General features: G+C 40.1%; 14 protein-coding genes, 1 tRNA gene and 1 pseudogene. 9 read left to right on the top strand and 7 right to left on the bottom strand.

Annotated elements, in window-relative coordinates; all coding sequences use genetic code 11:
* Positions 1-235 precede the first annotated feature (235 nt).
* The gene (locus F824_RS0119865; RefSeq protein ID WP_169368235.1) at positions 236-4219 is read left to right on the top strand and encodes a hybrid sensor histidine kinase/response regulator transcription factor; all 3984 of its coding nucleotides are present in this window, start codon (positions 236-238) and stop codon (positions 4217-4219) included.
* Positions 4220-4556: 337 nt separating this feature from the next.
* Here the strand turns inward: F824_RS0119865 and F824_RS0119860 are convergent.
* The 4 genes from F824_RS0119860 to mltG form a co-directional block, all read right to left on the bottom strand.
* Positions 4557-4641 (bottom strand) — tRNA-Ser (locus tag F824_RS0119860).
* A 181-nt stretch (positions 4642-4822) separates the two neighbouring features.
* Positions 4823-5773: a YihY/virulence factor BrkB family protein gene (locus F824_RS0119850; protein WP_033405490.1), complete on the bottom strand. Its 951-nt coding sequence runs from the start codon at positions 5771-5773 to the stop codon at positions 4823-4825.
* Between the two features lie 10 nt (positions 5774-5783).
* On the bottom strand, positions 5784-6191 hold the full coding sequence (locus tag F824_RS0119845) for an acyl-CoA thioesterase (RefSeq protein WP_019599688.1): 408 nt from the start codon (positions 6189-6191) through the stop codon (positions 5784-5786).
* A gap of 1 nt (position 6192) precedes the next feature.
* Positions 6193-7236 (bottom strand): endolytic transglycosylase MltG, encoded by a 1044-nt coding sequence (gene mltG, locus F824_RS0119840; protein WP_019599687.1) that lies wholly within the window; start codon positions 7234-7236, stop codon positions 6193-6195.
* 76 nt (positions 7237-7312) lie between these two features.
* Here mltG and F824_RS0119835 point away from each other — a divergent pair, with 76 nt between their 5' ends.
* From F824_RS0119835 to ctlX, 6 genes are all read left to right on the top strand, one after another.
* Complete coding sequence (locus F824_RS0119835; RefSeq protein WP_139189897.1) at positions 7313-7735, top strand: (deoxy)nucleoside triphosphate pyrophosphohydrolase; 423 nt, start codon at positions 7313-7315, stop codon at positions 7733-7735.
* 35 nt (positions 7736-7770) lie between these two features.
* Positions 7771-8400 carry an L-threonylcarbamoyladenylate synthase gene (locus tag F824_RS0119830; protein WP_019599685.1) on the top strand — a complete coding sequence of 210 codons (630 nt, stop codon included), beginning with the start codon at positions 7771-7773 and terminating at the stop codon, positions 8398-8400.
* Between the two features lie 188 nt (positions 8401-8588).
* A complete protein-coding gene (locus F824_RS0119825; protein ID WP_019599684.1) occupies positions 8589-9209 on the top strand; it encodes a WbqC family protein in 621 nt (206 codons plus the stop codon).
* 80 nt (positions 9210-9289) lie between these two features.
* Positions 9290-11818: an ATP-dependent Clp protease ATP-binding subunit gene (locus F824_RS0119820; RefSeq protein ID WP_019599683.1), complete on the top strand. Its 2529-nt coding sequence runs from the start codon at positions 9290-9292 to the stop codon at positions 11816-11818.
* A gap of 608 nt (positions 11819-12426) precedes the next feature.
* A complete protein-coding gene (locus F824_RS0119810) occupies positions 12427-13332 on the top strand; it encodes a hypothetical protein (protein ID WP_139189896.1) in 906 nt (301 codons plus the stop codon).
* Between the two features lie 206 nt (positions 13333-13538).
* Positions 13539-14474, top strand: coding sequence for a citrulline utilization hydrolase CtlX (gene ctlX / locus F824_RS0119805; protein WP_019599680.1), 936 nt, complete (start codon positions 13539-13541; stop codon positions 14472-14474).
* Here ctlX and F824_RS0119800 read toward each other — a convergent pair.
* Both F824_RS0119800 and purB read right to left on the bottom strand, forming a co-directional pair.
* Positions 14466-16028 (bottom strand): SulP family inorganic anion transporter, encoded by a 1563-nt coding sequence (locus F824_RS0119800; RefSeq protein ID WP_019599679.1) that lies wholly within the window; start codon positions 16026-16028, stop codon positions 14466-14468. The genes ctlX and F824_RS0119800 overlap by 9 nt on opposite strands.
* 194 nt (positions 16029-16222) lie before the next feature.
* On the bottom strand, positions 16223-17566 hold the full coding sequence (gene purB / locus F824_RS0119795; protein WP_019599678.1) for an adenylosuccinate lyase: 1344 nt from the start codon (positions 17564-17566) through the stop codon (positions 16223-16225).
* A 239-nt stretch (positions 17567-17805) separates the two neighbouring features.
* Here purB and F824_RS0119790 point away from each other — a divergent pair, with 239 nt between their 5' ends.
* Together F824_RS0119790 and F824_RS0119785 are read left to right on the top strand one after the other, a co-directional pair.
* Complete coding sequence (locus F824_RS0119790) at positions 17806-18912, top strand: ferredoxin--NADP reductase (RefSeq protein WP_019599677.1); 1107 nt, start codon at positions 17806-17808, stop codon at positions 18910-18912.
* 53 nt (positions 18913-18965) lie between these two features.
* Positions 18966-19457, top strand: a complete 492-nt coding sequence (locus F824_RS0119785) for a hypothetical protein (protein ID WP_019599676.1) — start codon at positions 18966-18968, stop codon at positions 19455-19457.
* Positions 19458-19699: 242 nt separating this feature from the next.
* Here the strand turns inward: F824_RS0119785 and F824_RS0119780 are convergent.
* Positions 19700-20028 (bottom strand): annotated as a pseudogene (locus F824_RS0119780) (IS110 family transposase); the annotation flags it as partial.

The following is a 20028-nucleotide window of genomic DNA, read 5'->3' as shown; positions in this document are numbered from 1 at the left end:
AGGCTTAAGCCTTCGAAGGAATAGTACAAATCCTTCAATTATTGAAAAGAATCCTCCTAAGGCAGCTATTTGATGGCTTTGTTTTATATTCTGATTGATTAATTACTATAAAAAAGGTAAGCTTGGTATCGCATCGCTGTTAAAGCAAACAACTTTGAAATCAAAGCCAAAAAATTCCGAATCTTCAAGCATACTACCAGCCACCTACTTTTGGCTAATGGTCATTGCATTTTTTTTGAATATATGGTCATCCTTTGGTCAAAAACCTTATTTCAGACATATAGGAGTAGAGAATGGACTAAGCCACAATACCGTATTTACTATTTTTCAGGATAAGACAGGATTTATGTGGTTTGGTACAAAGGATGGGTTGAATAGGTATGATGGCCATCAGTTTAAAATCTTCAAAAACGTCTCTGAAAATCCAAAAAGTATCAGAAACAACAATGTGCTTTCAATCCACGAATCAAAGGATGGGGAATTATGGATTGGGACAAACGAGGGGATTTCCATATATGATCCCATGACTGAAGATTTTGAACTATTTTCAATCAATGATCAAAATGGGGAAGCCGTAATGGGTCAAATTCTCAAAATCAAAGAGGATAAATCAGGAAATATTTGGATGGCTTCCAGCTCCGCTGGACTTTATCGGTATGAGCTCCAGTCCAAAAAGCTCAGTCGTTTTTTCCATGACCCAAACAAAGTCGGTTCCTTGGGATCTGGCTCCGTCTCTTCCTTGGCAATTGATGAAAAGGGTGGGGTATGGGTAGGAATCCTGGGAGGGGGTGTGGAAAGGTTTGTGCCTGTCAATGATTCATTTTTTAAATTTGACAGTCCTGATATTTCACTCCAGAAAGATTTGATCCTGGATATATTTGATCATGGAAATGAACTCTTGATAGGAACCAAAAACGGCGGTCTGAAATTACTCCAAAAGGAATCAGGAGAGGTGAAGGATGTGCTGAAAGAAGACCTGCAGAACAACACCCTATTTGTAAGAAACATTGCAAAATACGAAGGGCATGAAATCTGGATTTGCACAGAGCTGGGCATTTACATCTATGACTTCAACGAGAGGAGATACAACCACCTCGTTCAAAACCCGAACGATCCCTATGCCTTGTCGGATAATGCTGTTTATTCGATTTTCAAGGATCGAGAAGGTGGGATCTGGCTTGGAACCTATTTTGGAGGAATCAATTATCTACCGAATACGCCCACTGCCTTTGAAAAATTTTATCCCATCATCAATCAAAATTCAATAGAAGGGAAAAGGGTCCGCGAGTTTGTGGAAGATTGGGAAGGGAGTATCTGGATAGGAACAGAAGACGCCGGCCTCAGCAAGTTCGATCCAAAAGAAAAAAAATTCATTAATTATTTGCCTCAAAAAGACAAAAATTCACTGAGTTATCACAATATACACGGGTTGATGCTTTCAGCATCCGAACTATGGATTTCCAATCACAGTCAGGGACTAAAACTTGACGTTCTTGACCTCAAATCCAATCAAATAAGCCGAGTAGATCAATCGAAGCTTCAAAACCCCCTTTTTGACTCTGATATATTTTCCATCTTGTTAGACTCACGGGGCAATAAATGGTTCGGAACGATTTCAGGTGTCTATTGGATTCCCGAAGGGAAAAGCACGATGGAGTTTTTTGATCCGCTAAGCATCAGCTTCTATTATGATATGATTGAAGATAGCAAAGGGAATCTTTGGTTTGCAACAGTAAACAATGGCTTATTTAAATACCACCAACCCTCTGGGGAGATAAGTCATTATTTGCCTAATAAGGATTCAGAAAGTTCCCTTCCAGGGATTTCTATTATTACCTTATTTGAAGACAGGAGGCAACATGTCTGGATAGGAACAGAGGGGTATGGACTGAGCATGTACTCCGAAGAAAGCGACAGCTTCACCAATTTTAGTACATCTGATGGGTTTCCCAGCAATACGATTTACAAGATTCTTGAAGACGACTTAGGCATGCTATGGTTGAGTACAGGGATGGGACTCGTTAGGTTTTCCCTTGAAAACCAAAAAATAGATATTTATACCAAATCCGACGGTTTACTTTCAGATCAATTCAATTATAAATCAGGAATAAAATCAAAAAACGGTACTTTATATTTCGGTTCGTTGAATGGATTTATAGCATTTGACCCCAAAACTTTCACAAAACCAAATTCAGAACCAAAAATTGTACTAACAGGCTTGAAATTATCAAATAAGGAAATGAATGTGAATTCTGAAGAGGATATTCTCCAAGTATCCATTACGGAATCTTCCTTGATCAATCTTAAAAGCAACCAGTCTTCGCTGACAATTTCGTTTGCAGCCTTGGGTTATACCTTTGCTGATTCATGGAAATATGTTTATCGATTGGAAGGGCTGGAAAAGGAATGGAACTTCATGGAAAAAAACAGTGAGGTTTCCTATCTTAACATTCCTCCCGGGAGCTACACATTTCGGGTAAGAACGATCAATGACCAAGGAGAATTGAGTGAGGAAGAGGCAACCTTGGATATCAAAATATCACCTCCATTCTACTTTTCCAAGTGGGCATTTTTATTGTATTTCATGGGTTTTTTAGGAATTGCCTTTGGTTTGATAGCCGCTTACAGAAAAAGAGTATCCAAGCGGCATCAGCAAAACATTAGATCTTTAGAAATAGAAAAGGAAAAAGAGATTTTTCATGCAAAAATTGAGTTTTTCACCAACATCACCCATGAGATCAGGACACCATTGACATTGATTAAAGGACCACTGGAAATTTTGCTGGGCAGTTCAGAGAAATTTGAGCCAACCACGCATGAAAATCTGAAAATCATGGAAAAAAACACAGACAGGTTGATCCACCTCAGCAATCAGCTTTTGGATTTCAGGAAGGCGGAAAAGCAAAGTTTTCAACTGAATTTTGTGACAACCAATATTACCGGATTGTTGCAAGACCTACATTACCGATTTAAGCCTTTGGCTGAGAAAAACAAACTTAATTTTCATCTAAAGGGTACAGAATCCTTGTTTTTTGGAGATGTAGATCAGGAGGAGGTAATCAAAATTTTGAGTAACCTCATTTCCAATGCGCTAAAATATGCTGACCATCAGGTAAATATTGCTTTGGAATCAAGTTCCATAGATCATTTTCAAGTCTTTGTGACCAATGACGGAAAGCTAATTGATGAAATACATAGAGAAAACATCTTTGAACCATTTTTTCAAATAGATCCTGAGGAAACAGAAAAACCGAGGCAAGGAACAGGATTGGGACTTCCACTTGCTAAATCACTGGCTGAAATGCACGGTGGGGAATTATTCTTTGATACCAACTACAGGCAAGGCTTAAATTGCTTTACGCTCAAACTTCCCAAAAGGCAGAGGAATACCTACCAGCTGGAAGATTTTCATATTGAAAATAATGATGTGGAAGGCGAGGATTATTCTGGTCAGAAGGTGGAGATGGGAAAGCTAAGTATCTTATTGGTTGAGGACAATAAAGAGTTACAAACCTTCATCGATAACAATTTGAAAAATGAATATCAGATTTCCAGGGCCAACAATGGAATTGAGGCGCTTCAAATTTTGGACACTCAACATGTAGACCTGATTATTTCAGACATCATGATGCCGATGATGGATGGCATAGAGTTGTGTCGTCAAGTAAAATCAAAAATCGCCTATTCTCATATTCCGATTATTTTATTGACTGCCAAGAATAACATCCAATCTAAGATAGAAGGCTTGGAAGTTGGGGCGGATGTATATATTGAAAAGCCGTTTTCTTTGGAATATTTGATTTTACAGTCCAAGAACTTGCTAAAATACAGGGACCAAGTAAGAAAGAGTTTTGCCAATTCACCCGGAGTGCTGGCAGTGAGTATTGCCCATACCAAAGCTGATGAAGAATTTTTGGAACATATCCATGTCATTATTAACCAAGAGATTTCAAATGAACAATTTGGAGTGAATGAATTGGCAGATAAGCTCAACATGAGTCAATCCAGTTTATTGAGAAAGATCAAAGGGATTTTCAAGCTGACACCTAATGAATATATCAGGCTCGTTCGGCTTAAGAAAGCAGCTGAGATTCTAGGCTCAGGAAAATACAGTGTCTCTGAGGTGTGTTCCATGGTGGGTTTCAACTCCCCAAGCTATTTCTCCAAATGCTTTCAAAAACAATTTGGCGAGTTGCCGAAGGATTACCAAAAAAGTTAGCTTTGATTTACCCATTGATTTTTCTTTCTGTTGAAATTTTTAGAATAATGCAATTTGTGTCTTTTTGATGCGGTATTTAATTTTTCCCTTACATCATTTGATCAAATCGATTGGCAGGATTGAATAGATCCCAACAAGGTTTACTTGAGGATTATGATTTTGACTATCAAAGATTATTTTTTATTGCTGTAAACCTCGCGCTAATACTGAATGAGGAGTAAATCAAAAAACTTGATGTTTTGGAAAAAAACTTCGAGAAATAGCCCCCCAAATGGCCCCCCTTTAAAAAGAAAAAGCCCTAACTTACTGTTTATCAGGTAGTTAGGGCTATAGTCAGCAGAGGAGGAGGGATTCGAACCCCCGGTACCTCACGGTACAACGGTTTTCAAGACCGCCGCGATCGACCACTCTGCCACTCCTCTATTGGTCTTTTCTATTTCCCGATCGCAATTGCTTGCTTATCGGATTGCAAATGTAGGTTGAAAGTTTGAAATTGCAAACTCCGATTTTCTATTTTTTGTACGATGTCCCTAATCCCTTGATTTTCTGTGCTCTTTTTTTTGACAATATGCTTACTGTCATTCAAAATTTTTGAGCTGGGCTTTAGTTCAATACCACTTTGCCAGCACTTACCAGTTTCTTAGCGGCAGCTTTGTCCAGACTCACGTTGATTTCAAAACAGATCAGGATGATCAGTGAAGTGATGTAGAGCCAAAACATCACGGCGATCATCGCCCCGATGGAACCATAAAGTTTGTTGTAGGTGGCGAAATTGTTCAGGTAATAGGAAAAGAGATAAAAACTGAAGGTGATCAGAAGTCCGGCAGTTACTGAGCCTGGAGAAAAAAAGTGCCATTTCTCATGCACGGCAGGGGCAAACCGGAAGATATAGGCGGTCGCCACCATAAATACAGACAGCAATACAAAAAACCGAAAGAATGCCAAAAGGTAAAAATAGATGTTGTTGGAGACAAATTCCCAATTGGAAACCCGATAAAGAAAACTTCCTCCCAAAATCATGATCAAAACTGCCCCGCAAATGGTCAACACCAATACCAGGATAATACTCACGGCGATAATCCTGGTTTGCCAGAAAGTACGGTTTTCTTTGGTTCGGTAAACGGAGTTGAATGCGTTCATCATGGACATTACGCCATTGGTGGAGAGAAACAGCGCCAAAAAAAATCCCAATGACAACAAGGTCTGCCTCGGTCGCGAAACAATATCCATGATGGTGGATTCCGCCTCTTGATAGATGCTTTGTGGCAGAATCTCTGCGATAAACAAAAGGATATTTTGGGTCGTGACACTGGGGAAAAACAACCCGATATAAGGAATGATGTTCAGCAAAAAAAGAAGGAGAGGAAACATGGCCACGGTAAAACTGAAGGCCACCGATTCTGCTCGCTCCAAGATTTCATCCTTTCGCAATTGGGTCATAAAAATCAAGCCCACATCGTAAAGGTTTTGATCCGGGTTCCCAAAATGAATATGCCTTAAAGTTTTGGCTTTTCGGGTGAATTTGATAGAGAATAACCGGAGCCGTTTTTTCACTGAAAAAGGTTTATTCAAAATAAGGTCTTATTAAATCTAATAAAAATTGTGGAGGTCTACTGGGTTTGTGGGTATCTTTTTTCAAAAAAGTAAGGATTGTACTGCCTTCGGTAATCAATTCCGCCGCTTCATTATAAACTTCATAGGTGAATTTGATTCGAATTCCGGGCATTTCCGGAATGGTGGTTTTGATCGTGAGCAGTTCATCATATTTTCCAGGTCTTAGGTATTTGGTTTGGTTTTCCAGAACCGGCATGATGACACCATTCTCTTCCATTTGCTTATATGAAAATCCGGCCTGTCTCAGTGCCTCGACCCGGCCTACTTCAAAATACATGGCATAATTGCCGTAATACACATAGCCCATTTGGTCCGTTTCGGCATATCTTACCCGTAGGGTGGTTTCGGCTTGGAACATATCAATAAATTTTTGCTTGGTTCAGTGCGCTTTGATATCTCCTGGCATTGTTGAGGTGGTCGTTCAGATTGGAGGCGAAGGAATGATACCCCGAAAAATCTTCTTTTGCACAGAAATAAAGATATTCATGCGATTCGGGTTTGAGCACCGCATCCAATGCCGAAATCTCAGGGAGATTGATGGGGCCAGGAGGCAATCCCGTGTATTTGTAGGTATTGTAAGGGCTGTCTATTTCTTTGTGGACATTGAGTACCCGTTTGATTTCGAAATCCCCGGTGGCAAACACAAGTGTAGGATCTGCCTGCAAGGCCATGTTGATCCGGAGCCGATTCAGGTAGACGCCAGCCACTTTTGGCCTTTCATCTGATTTCTGGGTTTCTGCCTGTACAATGGAAGCCAATGTTGAGACTTGATTGGGTGAAAGACCGATGGCTGAAGCCTGTTGTTTTCTCTCTTCTGTCCAAAACACCCCATATTCCTTATACATTCTGTCAAACAGGTTTTCGGGACTTGTGTTCCACCAAACTTCATAGGTATTGGGGATGAACATGGCCATGATGGTTTCTTCTTCAAAACCGAATTTTCGGATATTGAGGGAATCCTTGAGGAGGGCCAAAAAGTCAGCTTGGGTCATTTCAAGGTTTTTGGTGATTTTTTCGGCCAAGTCTTCCTTGGTTCGGACATTGTTAAAAGTAAGTCGAACTGGGGTTTGTTTGCCTGAACCCAGCAACTTGACCAGATTCATATTGCTCATTCTTGGAGTGATGGTGTATTGACCAGGCTTGACATCATCTTGGTAGCCCATCACTTTGGCGGCAAAGCTAAAGGTAATGACATCATGAATGATTTCTTTTTCATAAAGACTATCCGAGACCATCTTAAATGTTGAATTGCTGGCGATATGCAGCAGATATGGTTCCTCTTTCTCTAATAGCGTGTTGGGACTGAAAAATGCTTGGTAGAAATAGAAGGAAAGGGAGGTCATTAATACCGAAGCGGTGATAATAAGGACGATGTAAATTTTTGTTTTTTTATCCTCAAGCATAATTTTTGACGAAATCCATTTGAATCAACACAAAAATAGGGATTTTTGTTGATAGGCTTACTAAATGATGAAAGTGATGAGTCGAATTATACCTGTATCTTGTGCCATCATATTGAAAGAGGGAAAGGTGCTCGTTGCACAAAGAAGCGAAAAAATGGCATTGCCCTTGAAATGGGAATTCCCAGGGGGTAAAATCGAAAGCGGAGAATCTGCCGAAGGTTGTCTGATGCGTGAAATCTTGGAAGAACTTAACATTACAATTCAAGTCATTCATGCTTTTCCAGTCAATATACATCGCTTTTCCAAAGAGAAGGAAATTGAATTGATTCCTTTTCTATGCAATTATTCCGGAGGGGAATTGATCTTAAAAGAACATCATCAAGTCCTTTGGCTTGATGTAGAAAGGCTTTCGGAGTTGGATTGGTCCGCCGCAGATATTCCTATTGTAAAAAACTTTATCGAATGGTTTTCCCTCCAAAACATTCATTTCATTCCATGAAGCGCCAAGCTTCTTCACCTTTAAATTTTTGAATCATGGCTGCAGAATTCCTTAAAATTTATCCTGAAAACCCAGATCCCAAAAGAATCCAAAAAATTGTGGAGGTTCTGAGGAATGGTGGTGTCATCATCTATCCCACAGACACGGTTTATGGCATGGGCTGTGATATCCATAACCAAAAAGCAGTGGAGCGTATTTGCCAAATAAAGGGCATCAATCCCAAAAAACACAATTTTTCCTTTATTTGCTATGACCTTAGCAATATCTCGGAATATACCAGAGCCTTGAATACGGCGGTGTTTAAAATGATGAAAAAGGCCTTGCCAGGTCCCTTCACCTTTATTCTGGAAGGGAATAACCAGGTTCCCAAAATCCTTGATAGTAAAAAGAAAACCATAGGTATTAGAATCCCGGATCATTCCATCCCAAGACTTCTCGTGAAGGAGTTGGGACATCCCATTTTGACTACCTCCATCCGGGATGAGGATGATGTCATTGAATACAGTACCGATCCGGAATTGATCTATGAAAAATACCGCGACTTGGTCGATATCGTGATAGATGGAGGGTATGGAAACAATGTTGCCTCTACCATCTTGGACTGTACAGGAGATGAAATGCAAATCGTCAGACAGGGTTTGGGGAATGTGGAGGATATCCTTTAATCTCCATTCTGTTGAGATTAAGGGAATTCTTTCAAAACCAACTTGTTAATCCTCGGTTTAAATGGTTACTAAAATCTGCGACATTAAACTTGATGAAGACAAATAGCCAACTCAAATTATTCCAATTGATATTGTTTTTTTTAAACCAAGTTTGAAATATAGTTCCTTAGTTCTTGTAACCACGTCCCATGCCTATCATCACCGATTTATTGTACCTACCGCCAATTGAATATTTTGTAGCGATCCAAGGCCACCAAGAGATTTGGTTGGATTCTAAGGAAAGATACCAAAAGCAGACTTTTAGAAATCGGACCCAGATCAGGTTGGCCAATAAGGTTGAAAATATAAGTTTGCCAGTGATAGGAGGGAATAAAAAAGTTAATTTCGCAGAGGTAGAGATCGACTACAATCAGAAATGGAAGAACATACATCTTCGCGGAATTCAAAGCGCTTATGGAAAAGCGCCGTTTTATGAGTTTTATTTTCCGTATATTGAAGATGTGTTCGCAAAAAACCTGACAAAATTGTCTGAGTTAAATCTTGAGTTGCTGACAGTTTGTCTAAAATTATTGAAATTGGAAGTTTCGGTAAAATACATGGAAATAATCGGTGAGCAGCCGAATGTCACCGATATGCGTGGAATAATCCATCCCAAGGAGGGTTTTGAGGCAAGAAATATTCTTATGCCCACGCAGTATTCCCAATTATTTGGATCAGAATTTGTTCCAAACCTTAGCATAATCGATCTATTGTTTTGCGCGGGACCGGAATCCAAGGAGATTCTAACCAAGTCTCAAAAAAATGATTGAACAAAGAGCGAAAGGATTGTGTTTTTAAAACAAATTCGGTAACATTAATATAGATTTCAAATCATCTAGAGAGGATATAAATGGAAGCAAAATTTTCAAACAGAGTCAAAGAGGTGATCTCTCTCAGTCGTGAAGAAGCTTTACGATTGGGTCACGATTACATTGGAACAGAGCATCTTTTGCTGGGAATGATTCGTGAGGGAGAAGGTGTGGCGGTTTCCATATTGAAAAAGTTGGGAGTCCCATTGGATGAACTGCGAAATTCGGTAGAACGTGCCGTTAAAGGCACAGCCAATCACAATGTAAAAAACCTTGCCAATATACCTTTGACAAGACAGTCAGAGAAAGTATTGAAAATCACCTATTTGGAGGCAAAAATATTCAAAAGTCAATTGATAGGAACTGAGCATCTCTTGCTCTCCATATTGAGGGATGAAGACAACATTGCCACCCAAATTTTACACAAATTCGACACGACCTACGATTCGGTCAAAGAAATGTTAGAATTTCAAACAGATACGGGACCAAGATCAAAAGCAGAAGCGGACGATCCGGACGAGGACGGATCAAAATTATTTGGTTCCTCTTCCAGTGGTTCTTCGGGATCCTCAAAATCAGGAGCTGAAAAATCCAGGACTCCGGTTTTGGATAATTTCGGTAGGGATTTGACCAAAATGGCCGAGGACGATAAATTGGACCCCATCATTGGTCGGGAAAAAGAAATCGAGCGGGTTGCACAAATCCTTTCCAGAAGAAAGAAAAACAATCCGATTTTGATCGGTGAACCCGGTGTGGGTAAAACCGCAATCGCGGAAGGTTTGGCCTTGAGAATCATCCAGAAAAAAGTTTCAAGAGTCTTGTTCAACAAACGTGTGGTCACTTTGGATCTCGCCTCTCTTGTCGCAGGTACAAAATACCGTGGGCAATTTGAGGAAAGGATGAAAGCGGTCATGAATGAACTTGAGAAATCTCCGAACGTGATTCTTTTCATTGACGAATTGCATACCATCGTTGGGGCCGGAGGGGCCAGTGGCTCCTTGGATGCTTCCAATATGTTCAAACCGGCTTTGGCCAGAGGAGAAATCCAATGTATCGGTGCCACCACACTTGACGAATACAGACAATATATTGAGAAGGACGGTGCTTTGGCCAGAAGGTTTCAGATGGTCTTGGTCGACGCGACCACTCCAGAAGAAACCATTCAGATTCTCCACAATATCAAGGATAAGTATGAGGATCATCACAATGTAATCTACACCCCTGAAGCGATCGCAGCATGCGTCATTTTATCGGATAGGTATATTTCCGACAGATTCCTCCCGGATAAAGCCATCGATATATTGGATGAAGCCGGAGCAAGGGTGCACATCAACAATATCCATGTTCCAGACGAAATATTGAGGTTGGAAGAAGAGGTGGAGCAAATTAAAGTTGAAAAAAATAGGGTGGTGAAAAGTCAGAAATACGAAGAAGCCGCCCAGCTTCGAGACAAAGAGAAAAAACTTCTTGAGCAATTGGAAAATGCCAAAACCCGTTGGGAAGAGGAGAGTAAATCCAAACGCTATGTCGTAGAGGAAGACAATGTTGCCGAAGTAATCGCAATGGTGACCGGTATTCCTGCCAAAAGAATTGCCCAGAAAGAAGGTGCTAAACTGCTGAATATGGCGGAAGAGCTCAAAGGAAGGGTAGTAGGACAGGAAAATGCAATCAAGAAGCTGACAAAAGCTATTCAGAGAACAAGAGTTGGGTTGAAAGACCCTAAAAAACCAATCGGTTCTTTTATCTTCTTGGGTCCCACTGGAGTCGGTAAGACAGAGTTGGCCAAAATGCTGGCGATGTATCTTTTCGACAAAGAAGACGCCTTGATTAGAATCGATATGTCCGAATACATGGAGAAGTTTAGTGTATCCAGATTGGTTGGAGCACCTCCAGGCTATGTAGGTTACGAAGAAGGCGGACAGTTGACCGAAAAAGTCCGGAGAAAGCCCTATTCAGTGATTTTGCTGGATGAGATAGAAAAAGCGCACCCTGATGTATTCAATATTCTTTTACAGGTATTGGACGATGGGATCCTGACGGATGGATTGGGGAGAAGAGTCGATTTTAGAAACACCATTATCATCATGACCTCCAATATTGGGGTAAGAGATTTGAAGGATTTTGGTGCAGGAATTGGTTTCTCTTCCAAAGCAAAACAGGATAATGTGGACGAAGTGATGAAATCCACTATCCAAAGCGCACTTAGGAAGGCCTTCAGCCCAGAGTTTCTAAACAGGTTGGATGATGTGGTGGTGTTCAATTCTCTAAGTAAAGAGCACATTCATCAAATTATCGACATCAGTTTGAAAAAGCTTTTCAATAGGGTAACTGATTTGGGATATTCCATCGAATTGACGGATAAAGCCAAGGATTTTATTGCAGAGAAAGGGTATGATCAACAATATGGTGCTAGACCTCTAAACAGGGCAATCCAGAAATATTTGGAAGATGCCTTGGCCGAAGAAATCCTGAAAGGAGAATTGTCCGAAGGGGATGTAATCGTCGCGGACTACCCTGGAGAAGGTGAAGAACTGGTTCTGACTGTCAATAAGAAAGAAAAAGCAGAATAGATTTAGAATTTTATTGAAGGAGCGGTCCAATTTGGACCGCTTTTTTTTTATCCTTTTGGGATCTTGATTGAACCCGAAATATGCATTAGGTTTTCACATGAGATCGAAACTGCAAGAAAATCAGACTGTTATCAGACTAATTCCTGACACCAATAGGATGAAGTCAAAAAGAATAAACAACTAATTGAACATCAGTTAAATATACTATTGAATTGAGTTCGTAATGCATAAAACGGGTTGAAGTATACATCCAGCTTTTCCAGTTCCCCGGACCCACTTGCATTTTGAGGCTTGTTGATGGGGTTGTAAAGGCAAGAAAATCAGTCTATTTGGGAAGTAATGTATGGTTCAATAGGGTCAGATCAAAAACAGGGAACATCCAACTGATAATTAGGTGATTTCAGGCTAGGGTAGAATTGATAATGCAAATAACGGTTTCAACAGCGAATATTACTTGAAAGAAGAGGGTTGAATGGATTTGAATCATCGCATCCTGATGGTCTGCATCCTTTTCTCGGAAGATTGGCCAAATGAATATTTTAAACTTTCTTAACGTTAAAGCCCCAAAATTGGAAAGCATATTGTATGGATAGTGAAATATGAATTTTATGAAATACTATTTGATAAAGGTGATTTTTGTTCTGGCGACAGTTCCTTATTTGGTTTCGGAAAAAATCCCGCAATCCAAAAATTTACCCATTATCCCGCATTATCAGGATGAAGTTTTTTCAGGACCAAAAGCTATTGGTCAATTGGCCAATAAAAAGATTAACGAGGCAAGTGGATTGGCTTTTTCAAGATCCCATAAGGGAATTGTCTATACCCATAACGATAGTGGACATGAACCTTATGTTTATTTGACCGATACACTGGGCAAGGACAGAGGGATTATCAAATTGAAAGGTGTCAAAAATAGAGACTGGGAAGACATTGCTGTTGGCCCTGGACCTGATAAAAAACTTTCTTATGTCTATGTCGGAGAGATCGGAGACAATAACGGCGTACACAAAAACATCAAGATTTTCAGGTTTCCTGAACCGAAAAACGTGCAATTGAGAATGGAAATAAAGCCGGAAACCCTAACCCTGACGTACCCTGACGGGCCAAAAGACGCAGAAACCCTGATGGTAGATCCCAGAAGCGGTGATTTTTTCATTGTTTCTAAAAGAGACAGTACAAATACACTTTACCGAGCTCCAAAAAAAGCATTTGAAAAAGAACAATATGTTTTGGAAAAAGTCATGGAATTGCCCTTCACCATGGCCGTGGCAGGCGATATTTCAGCCGATGGAAGTCAGATTTTGATTAAAAATTACTTTACCGTTTTTTATTGGGAAAGAAAGAATGGGGAAAGTATCCCTGAGGCATTGGGCCGAAAGCCATTGATATTGCCATACAAGACCGAGCCCCAGGGAGAGGCGATAGGGTTTCATCCATCAGGAAACAGCTATTTCACCTTGAGCGAAAAAAGTTTTGGAATAGCGCCGGTACTTTATCGATATGATAAAAAATAGTCAAACCCGAAATATGCACTGCGTTTCCTAATGAGGTTGAACCTGCATGAAAATCAGACTATTTGGAGAAAAAGAGGGAGTACCAATACGGTAATGTCAGAAATAGTAAACAAAGACTGATGAAGAAGAATTTTTAGGCTAGAATTGAATTGGTAATGCATAAAACGGGTTAAATTTGAGCATCGGCCACAATTTGATTCCGTTTTATGATTGCTCAAACCTCCTCAACTGTCTTGATGATCCGTCCTGCAAATTTTGGATTCAATCCAGAAACTGCAGAAAACAATTTTTACCAAAAATGGGATGATCGTACTGCAGATGAAATCAATCAATTGGCTTTGGAAGAGTTTGATGCATTTGTTTCCAGCTTAACGGCTAAAGGAATGAATGTCATCGTAGTTGACGATACTCCTGAACCCAGAAAAACTGACGCTATTTTCCCCAACAATTGGTTCAGTACCCATTCTGATGGAAAGGTGGTTTTCTACCCCATGTTCTCACCCAATAGGAGATTGGAGCGGAGAAATGACTTGATGGAAATCCTGATGATGAAGGGTTTTAAAATCAAGGAAATCGTTGACTTGAGTTTTTTTGAACAAGACGGGCAGTTTTTGGAGGGAACGGGCAGTCTCGTTTTGGATAGAGCCAATTGTATTGCATATGCCTGTAGGTCGGTTAGGACACATGAAGTGCCTCTGGATTATTTTGGAAGACTTCTTGGGTTTACCATTTTGGATTTTGATGCTTCCCAAACCATTGAGGGTGTTGTATCACCAATCTATCACACCAATGTAATGATGCATGTGGGGACTGATTTGGCTGTGGTATGTCTGGAAAGTATTCCTAAAACTTCGGAGAGACTAGCCCTTCAAAAAAGTCTGGAAAAAAGCGGTAAAAAGATCATCCCCATTTCAGTCAAGCAGAAATTTAACTTTGCTGGGAATATGTTGGAACTGCAGAATGGCCAAGGCGAAAAATTCACAGTGATGTCCCATGCTGCTTTTCAATCCTTAAATGCTGCGCAAATACAGACAATAGAAAAATTTACGACCATTGTACCCATTAAAATCCCCACCATCGAGAAGATTGGTGGGGGAAGTGTCAGGTGTATGCTGGCAGAAATTTTCTTGCCATTAGTGTAAACCTCCGATTTTCACCGAACGAATGCCGATGGTATCCACTTCGATATTTTTATTTTTGGCGGCAATCTTGAAATTCTCAATGACTTCCAAAACATCGTAATCGATGATTTTTGAATTGGAACCATCGATAATTACATGCTTTCCTTCTGGAATATCTTCAAGAGTCTGAATAAGTGCACCTTTGTTTAAAAAACTGACTTCTTCAGACAATACAATATGGATGGTATTTGAATTCCCTGAAACCTTCTCTTCCAGAAAATGGGAATTTTGAAAGTTTCTCAACAGAATATAAACGATTGCCACGCCCATTCCAAGGCCAATGCCGATCAGAAGGTCGAAAACCACGATACCGACGATGGTGATGATAAAGGGAAGAAACTGATCCCATCCCAATTTTGCCTGCGTGGTAAATAAAGATACTTTCGCCAATTTGTAACCCACCATAAGCAGGATTGCCGCCAAACAAGCCAGTGGAATCAAGTTTAGCAAACTAGGAATCAACAACACACTGGCGAGTAAAAGAAACCCATGGAATATTGCAGACATTCTGGTTCTTGCTCCTGAGGTGACATTGGCAGAACTTCTGACGATGACGGCGGTAACAGGTAACCCTCCAATCAGTCCATTGATGATGTTTCCGGTACCTTGGGCCAATAGTTCGCGGTTGGGTGGGGACACTCTTTTTAATGGATCGATTTTGTCCGCAGCTTCCAAACTCAAGAGCGTTTCCAAACTTGCAATTATGGCCATGGTAAAGGCAATCAACCAAACATCTCCATTCATCAATCCAGAAAAGTCAGGAAAGGTGAAAAGTCCAAAAAAGCCTTCAAATGACTGCACTTGTGGCAGCACCACTTTGTCTTCAAAATCCAAATAAAGATCGGGAATAAAAAATTTAAAGAATTTATTGAGTCCAATGCCTAAAAAAACCACCAAAAGAGGCCCTGGAATTATTTTTAATATTGGGCTTCTTTTTACAAATGGTTTTTCCCATAAAATTAAAATAAGCAACGATAGGGTTGTGATTATTATCGCCCCTAGGTCCAATACATTGAATAGGTTTTTTAAATCCAAAACAGCATTCCAATCATTCACAAAAGGAATATAATTGCTGAGATCATCGGATTCATTTACTCCAAATGCATAAGGTATTTGTTTGATAATCAGGATTATGCCTATACCTGCCAACATCCCTTTGATCACAGAAGTCGGGAAGTAATATCCTATTATCCCGGCTTTAAGCACGCCCAGGATAATTTGAAAAACACCTGCCAAAACCAATGCAGTCAAAAACAGATTGAAAACCTGAAGCTCTGTAATTGCATTCAAAACGATCACCGTCAGCCCCGCTGCAGGACCCGAAACGGATGTGTGGGAGCCAGAAAGGGATCCGACGACAATTCCCCCGACAATACCTGCGATAATCCCGGAAAAAAGTGGCGCGCCAGATGAGAGCGCTATTCCCAGGCAAAGAGGTAATGCCACCAGAAAAACAACCAATCCGGCAGGAAGGTCAGAACCAAGATGCGAAAAGATGTTTTTGGTTTTATTCATACAATGTTTCAGCTAGGATTTTAATTAAATTTTCAAACAAATTATCCCTTCTATGAAGGATTGATTTCCAAAATAATAAAATCCTGAATTAAAATTATTATTTAATTGGTCAATGGAATTTTTTAAACTCTTCCATTGACCAATATATTTAAAAGAAAATTCACGAACAATTGATAATCAGTTAATTAAAAAAGTTAAATGCCCGTAAAATTATATGGGCTGATTTTTTTGAGTTCTAATTTGACTTTATCAGAAACATCCAATTGATCTATAAAGTCTTTTATTGAAATTTCAGTGATTTTTTCATTCGTTCTGGTCAGGTCTTTTAAGGCTTCATAAGGTTTAGGAAAACCTTCTCTTCTCAAAATTGTCTGTATGGCTTCAGCCACCACAGCCCAATTGTCCTCCAAATCATCCATTATGGCTTTCTCGTTGAGTTCAAGTTTGCCAAAACCCTTTGTCAACGATTCCAAAGCAATCAGCATATGACCAAGTGGAACTCCAATCACCCGTAAAACGGTGCTGTCGGTAAGATCCCTTTGCAGCCGGCTGATCGGGAGTTTTGCGGAGAGGTGCTCCAATAGTGCGTTGGCGATACCCAAATTCCCTTCTGCATTTTCAAAGTCGATGGGGTTCACTTTGTGAGGCATTGCAGATGATCCTATTTCGCCAGCTTTGATTTTTTGCTTGAAATAATTCATGGATACATACTGCCACACGTCTTTGGAAAGGTCCAATAGGATTGTGTTGATTCTTTTCAAACCATCAAATGTGGCCGCTAAGTTATCATAATGTTCGATTTGGGTGGTTGGGTAGCTTCTGTCCAATCCCAAACATTCATTCACAAAACAGTTTGCAAAATCATTCCAGCCAATTTCAGGAAATGCAACGTGGTGCGCATTCATATTGCCTGTCGCCCCTCCAAATTTGGCCGAATACGGCACTTGGGCCAATAAATCCAATTGTCTTTCCAAACGAACCACGAAGACTTGAAATTCTTTTCCCAAGCGTGTCGGGGAGGCCGGCTGACCATGGGTTTTGGCCAACATTGGAATTTCTCTCCATTCCTCAACCCTTGCTTTCAGTTGGGAGATGACTGTCTCTAGCGCAGGGTAAATCACGGAATTCAAGCCTTCTTTCAACATCAAGGGCGTTGCAGTATTGTTGATGTCCTGTGACGTCAATCCAAAATGGATAAATTCCTTGAATTCCCCTAAACGTAATTTGTCGAAATTGGATTTCAAGAAATATTCAACGGCTTTTACATCATGGTTGGTGATTCTTTCTGTATCCTTGATGTTTTGTGCATCCTCCAAATTGAAATTTTTCACCAAATCTCTTAAAATAGGAAAAAAAGACTGATCCAGGGACTTCAGCTGTGGGAGTGGAAGCTCACACAATGCAATGAAATATTCCACCTCAACATGTACCCGGTATTTGATTAAGGCAAATTCTGAAAAATAAGCGCTTAACGGTGCTGTTTTGCTTCCATATCTTCCATCTACAGGAGAGATTGCGGTAAGGGGATTCAAATTCATGATGTCTTGGTTTGTGATTGATATCCCAAAGTTAATTTTTAGGAGCGACTTTAAGTCCACCAATTCCAATTAAATCTGCATTTCTCTCAATAAACGCAATTAATCTTCAAGTGAACCAAACCAGACTAAGATATAAATGGTTATCAAAAAGCATATTAATCCCAAGGAAAGCTTACAAATCAATATTCCTGCATTAATTTTGCGTTTGGTAACGGCATAAATAAATAGAATAAGAGAGAATGTTTAATTTATTCAAGAAGAAAAAAGCGGAAAGCACGAGAGGAGACCATTATTTATCCCTAAAAGTCAGGGAAGTAATTAAGGAAACTCCGGATACGGTTACACTTTTATTTGACCAACCTGATCCTTACCTGGAATATAAGCCCGGACAATTTTTAACAGTTGTTTTGGAAATAAATGGAAAGGAAGTTCGCCGTTCCTACAGTCTTTGTACTTCTCCGTTTGTCGATCCGTATCCCGGAATCACAGTGAAGCGGGTAAAAGGTGGATTGGTTTCAAATTATCTCAACGACCAAATCAGGCCCGGAAAAACCATAGAGGTCATGAAACCCCTTGGGAATTTCACATCGGAATACCACTCCAAAAACCAAAATCACTTTGTGATGATCACTGGAGGCAGTGGGATCACACCCATAATGGGGATTGCAAAATCGGTATTGGTCAATGAACCCTTATCAAAAATCTCCCTGATTTATTGCAGTCGTTCTGAAGAACAGATCATTTTCAAAAAGGAATTGGACACACTTCAAAACAAATACCCAGGTAGAATGAAAGTGGTGCATAACCTTAGTCAACCCGGTGCATCATGGACAGGACTGAAGGGGAGGTTGGATGCCGAAAAAATCATCTCGGAACTTAAGTCAGGTTTCTTTCCCGAGGCCGAAAAAACAAACTATTATGTCTGCGGCCCGCAAGGTTTAATGGATCTTTCTTTGGCAACACTTGAGGCCATGGAAGTGAATAATGCCGATATCCATAAGGAAAGTTTCTTTATAGAGCCGGCCTCCAAAACAAAGGAAAATTTGATCGTAGAAGGTTCGGTTTCCAAACTGACCCGCGAAGTGGAGGTCATTTTGGAAGGAAAAAGTCGAATTTTTGAGGTCTCGCCGGAGAAGACCATTTTGGATGCGGGTTTGGACGTTGGCGTAGATATGCCTTACAGCTGTCAAAGCGGATTGTGCACAGCGTGCAGAGGAAAACTGATCACTGGTCAGGTTAAAATGAATGAAGATGCCGGATTAAGTGAAAATGAGATTGCAGAAGGATATATCCTCTGCTGCTCCTCCAAACCAATCTCAAGCGATGTGAAAATCGTTATTGAGTAAACTGGGAAAAATTCCCAGTTTAAATAAAAGTATTTGATTCAGACCATCAAGCATTGGAAAATACCGTAATCAGGGAGATTTACAGAAAATTGGAGCGGAATGTGTTGATTCAGATAGCCATTCCGCTTCCTTTTTTTGCGATTTCATATTTATATACAAAAAACGGAACGATTGATTATGGAGGCTTTAATTTGGCGTCTTATTGGAATTCCCTCACTTTTGGATTGGTGATAGCGCTTCTGATATTTCAGTTGGTACATTTCACTTCGGCAACCAAAAAAATAATCAAAGGAGGCCATGAATTGGACAAAAAATTCTCCCTTTATGCAGAGGCTGTCTCGTTCAGATTTTGGATTCTTTTTTTGACCGGATTCATCAGTGCTGCCGGATTGTATTTTTTAAATAACCCAAATTTTACCATTGCTTTTGCCGTGACTTTGGTATTTATTTCCTTGGGAAAACCTTCACCGGATCGCGTTGCCAGTGCTCTCAAACTGAAAGGTGAAGAAAAGGATTTGGTGATGGATTTGAAACGTAGGATTTAAAGAAACAAATAATCCACCAATTGAATCGAATGACCTTTGTTTGAATAGGGATCCAATTGGTGGGTTTTATTTAACCTTGGTTATGTATACCAATTCTTTTCCATTCTGAAATTGCTTCATCATCTTCAGTTGTTTCGAAATTCCGACCTCACCATATCAGTAAAATGCGTTATTCTCCCAATAGTCTGATATTCTTGAATTTTCAATCCCATTAGGAAATCTAATGCATATTTCCATCTAACTTATGATAGGGCAGCATTTAACTCATCGGCTGACATATTCAGTGATAGCATCTTTTTTTTAATTGATGCTATCATTCGATCCTTCATTTCTTTTTGGTATTGGTCTAAATTACCGGGCTGGTATCTTTCTCCTTTTATAATCATGTTCCAGATAATTACTGCCAGCTTTCTGGCAGTTGCGGTAATGGCAGCTCCCCTTCCTTTGCGATAAGCCACTCGTTTGAAAAACCTTGTCAACACCCCATCTTTGGTTTTATCAATGGTGTTTGCAGCATTTCTTAAAGCCAGCGCCAACTTGTTACTCCCTTTTGGAGTCCGGCTTGAAACCA

It is taken from the genome of Rhodonellum psychrophilum GCM71 = DSM 17998 (assembly GCF_000381545.1).
GTDB classification, from domain to species: domain Bacteria; phylum Bacteroidota; class Bacteroidia; order Cytophagales; family Cyclobacteriaceae; genus Rhodonellum; species Rhodonellum psychrophilum.
This window is presented reverse-complemented; position numbering and strand designations above follow the sequence as displayed.

Coding starts and splice junctions, on each gene's coding strand:
- mltG (WP_019599687.1), bottom strand. CDS start 7,236: ATGCTTGAGGATAAAAAAACAAAAATTTACATCGTCCTTATTATCACC.
- F824_RS0119825 (WP_019599684.1), top strand. CDS start 8,589: ATGCCTATCATCACCGATTTATTGTACCTACCGCCAATTGAATATTTT.
- F824_RS0119810 (WP_139189896.1), top strand. CDS start 12,427: ATGAAATACTATTTGATAAAGGTGATTTTTGTTCTGGCGACAGTTCCT.
- F824_RS0119830 (WP_019599685.1), top strand. CDS start 7,771: ATGGCTGCAGAATTCCTTAAAATTTATCCTGAAAACCCAGATCCCAAA.
- purB (WP_019599678.1), bottom strand. CDS start 17,566: ATGAATTTGAATCCCCTTACCGCAATCTCTCCTGTAGATGGAAGATAT.
- F824_RS0119790 (WP_019599677.1), top strand. CDS start 17,806: ATGTTTAATTTATTCAAGAAGAAAAAAGCGGAAAGCACGAGAGGAGAC.
- F824_RS0119820 (WP_019599683.1), top strand. CDS start 9,290: ATGGAAGCAAAATTTTCAAACAGAGTCAAAGAGGTGATCTCTCTCAGT.
- F824_RS0119845 (WP_019599688.1), bottom strand. CDS start 6,191: ATGTTCCAAGCCGAAACCACCCTACGGGTAAGATATGCCGAAACGGAC.
- F824_RS0119800 (WP_019599679.1), bottom strand. CDS start 16,028: ATGAATAAAACCAAAAACATCTTTTCGCATCTTGGTTCTGACCTTCCT.
- F824_RS0119835 (WP_139189897.1), top strand. CDS start 7,313: ATGAGTCGAATTATACCTGTATCTTGTGCCATCATATTGAAAGAGGGA.
- ctlX (WP_019599680.1), top strand. CDS start 13,539: ATGATTGCTCAAACCTCCTCAACTGTCTTGATGATCCGTCCTGCAAAT.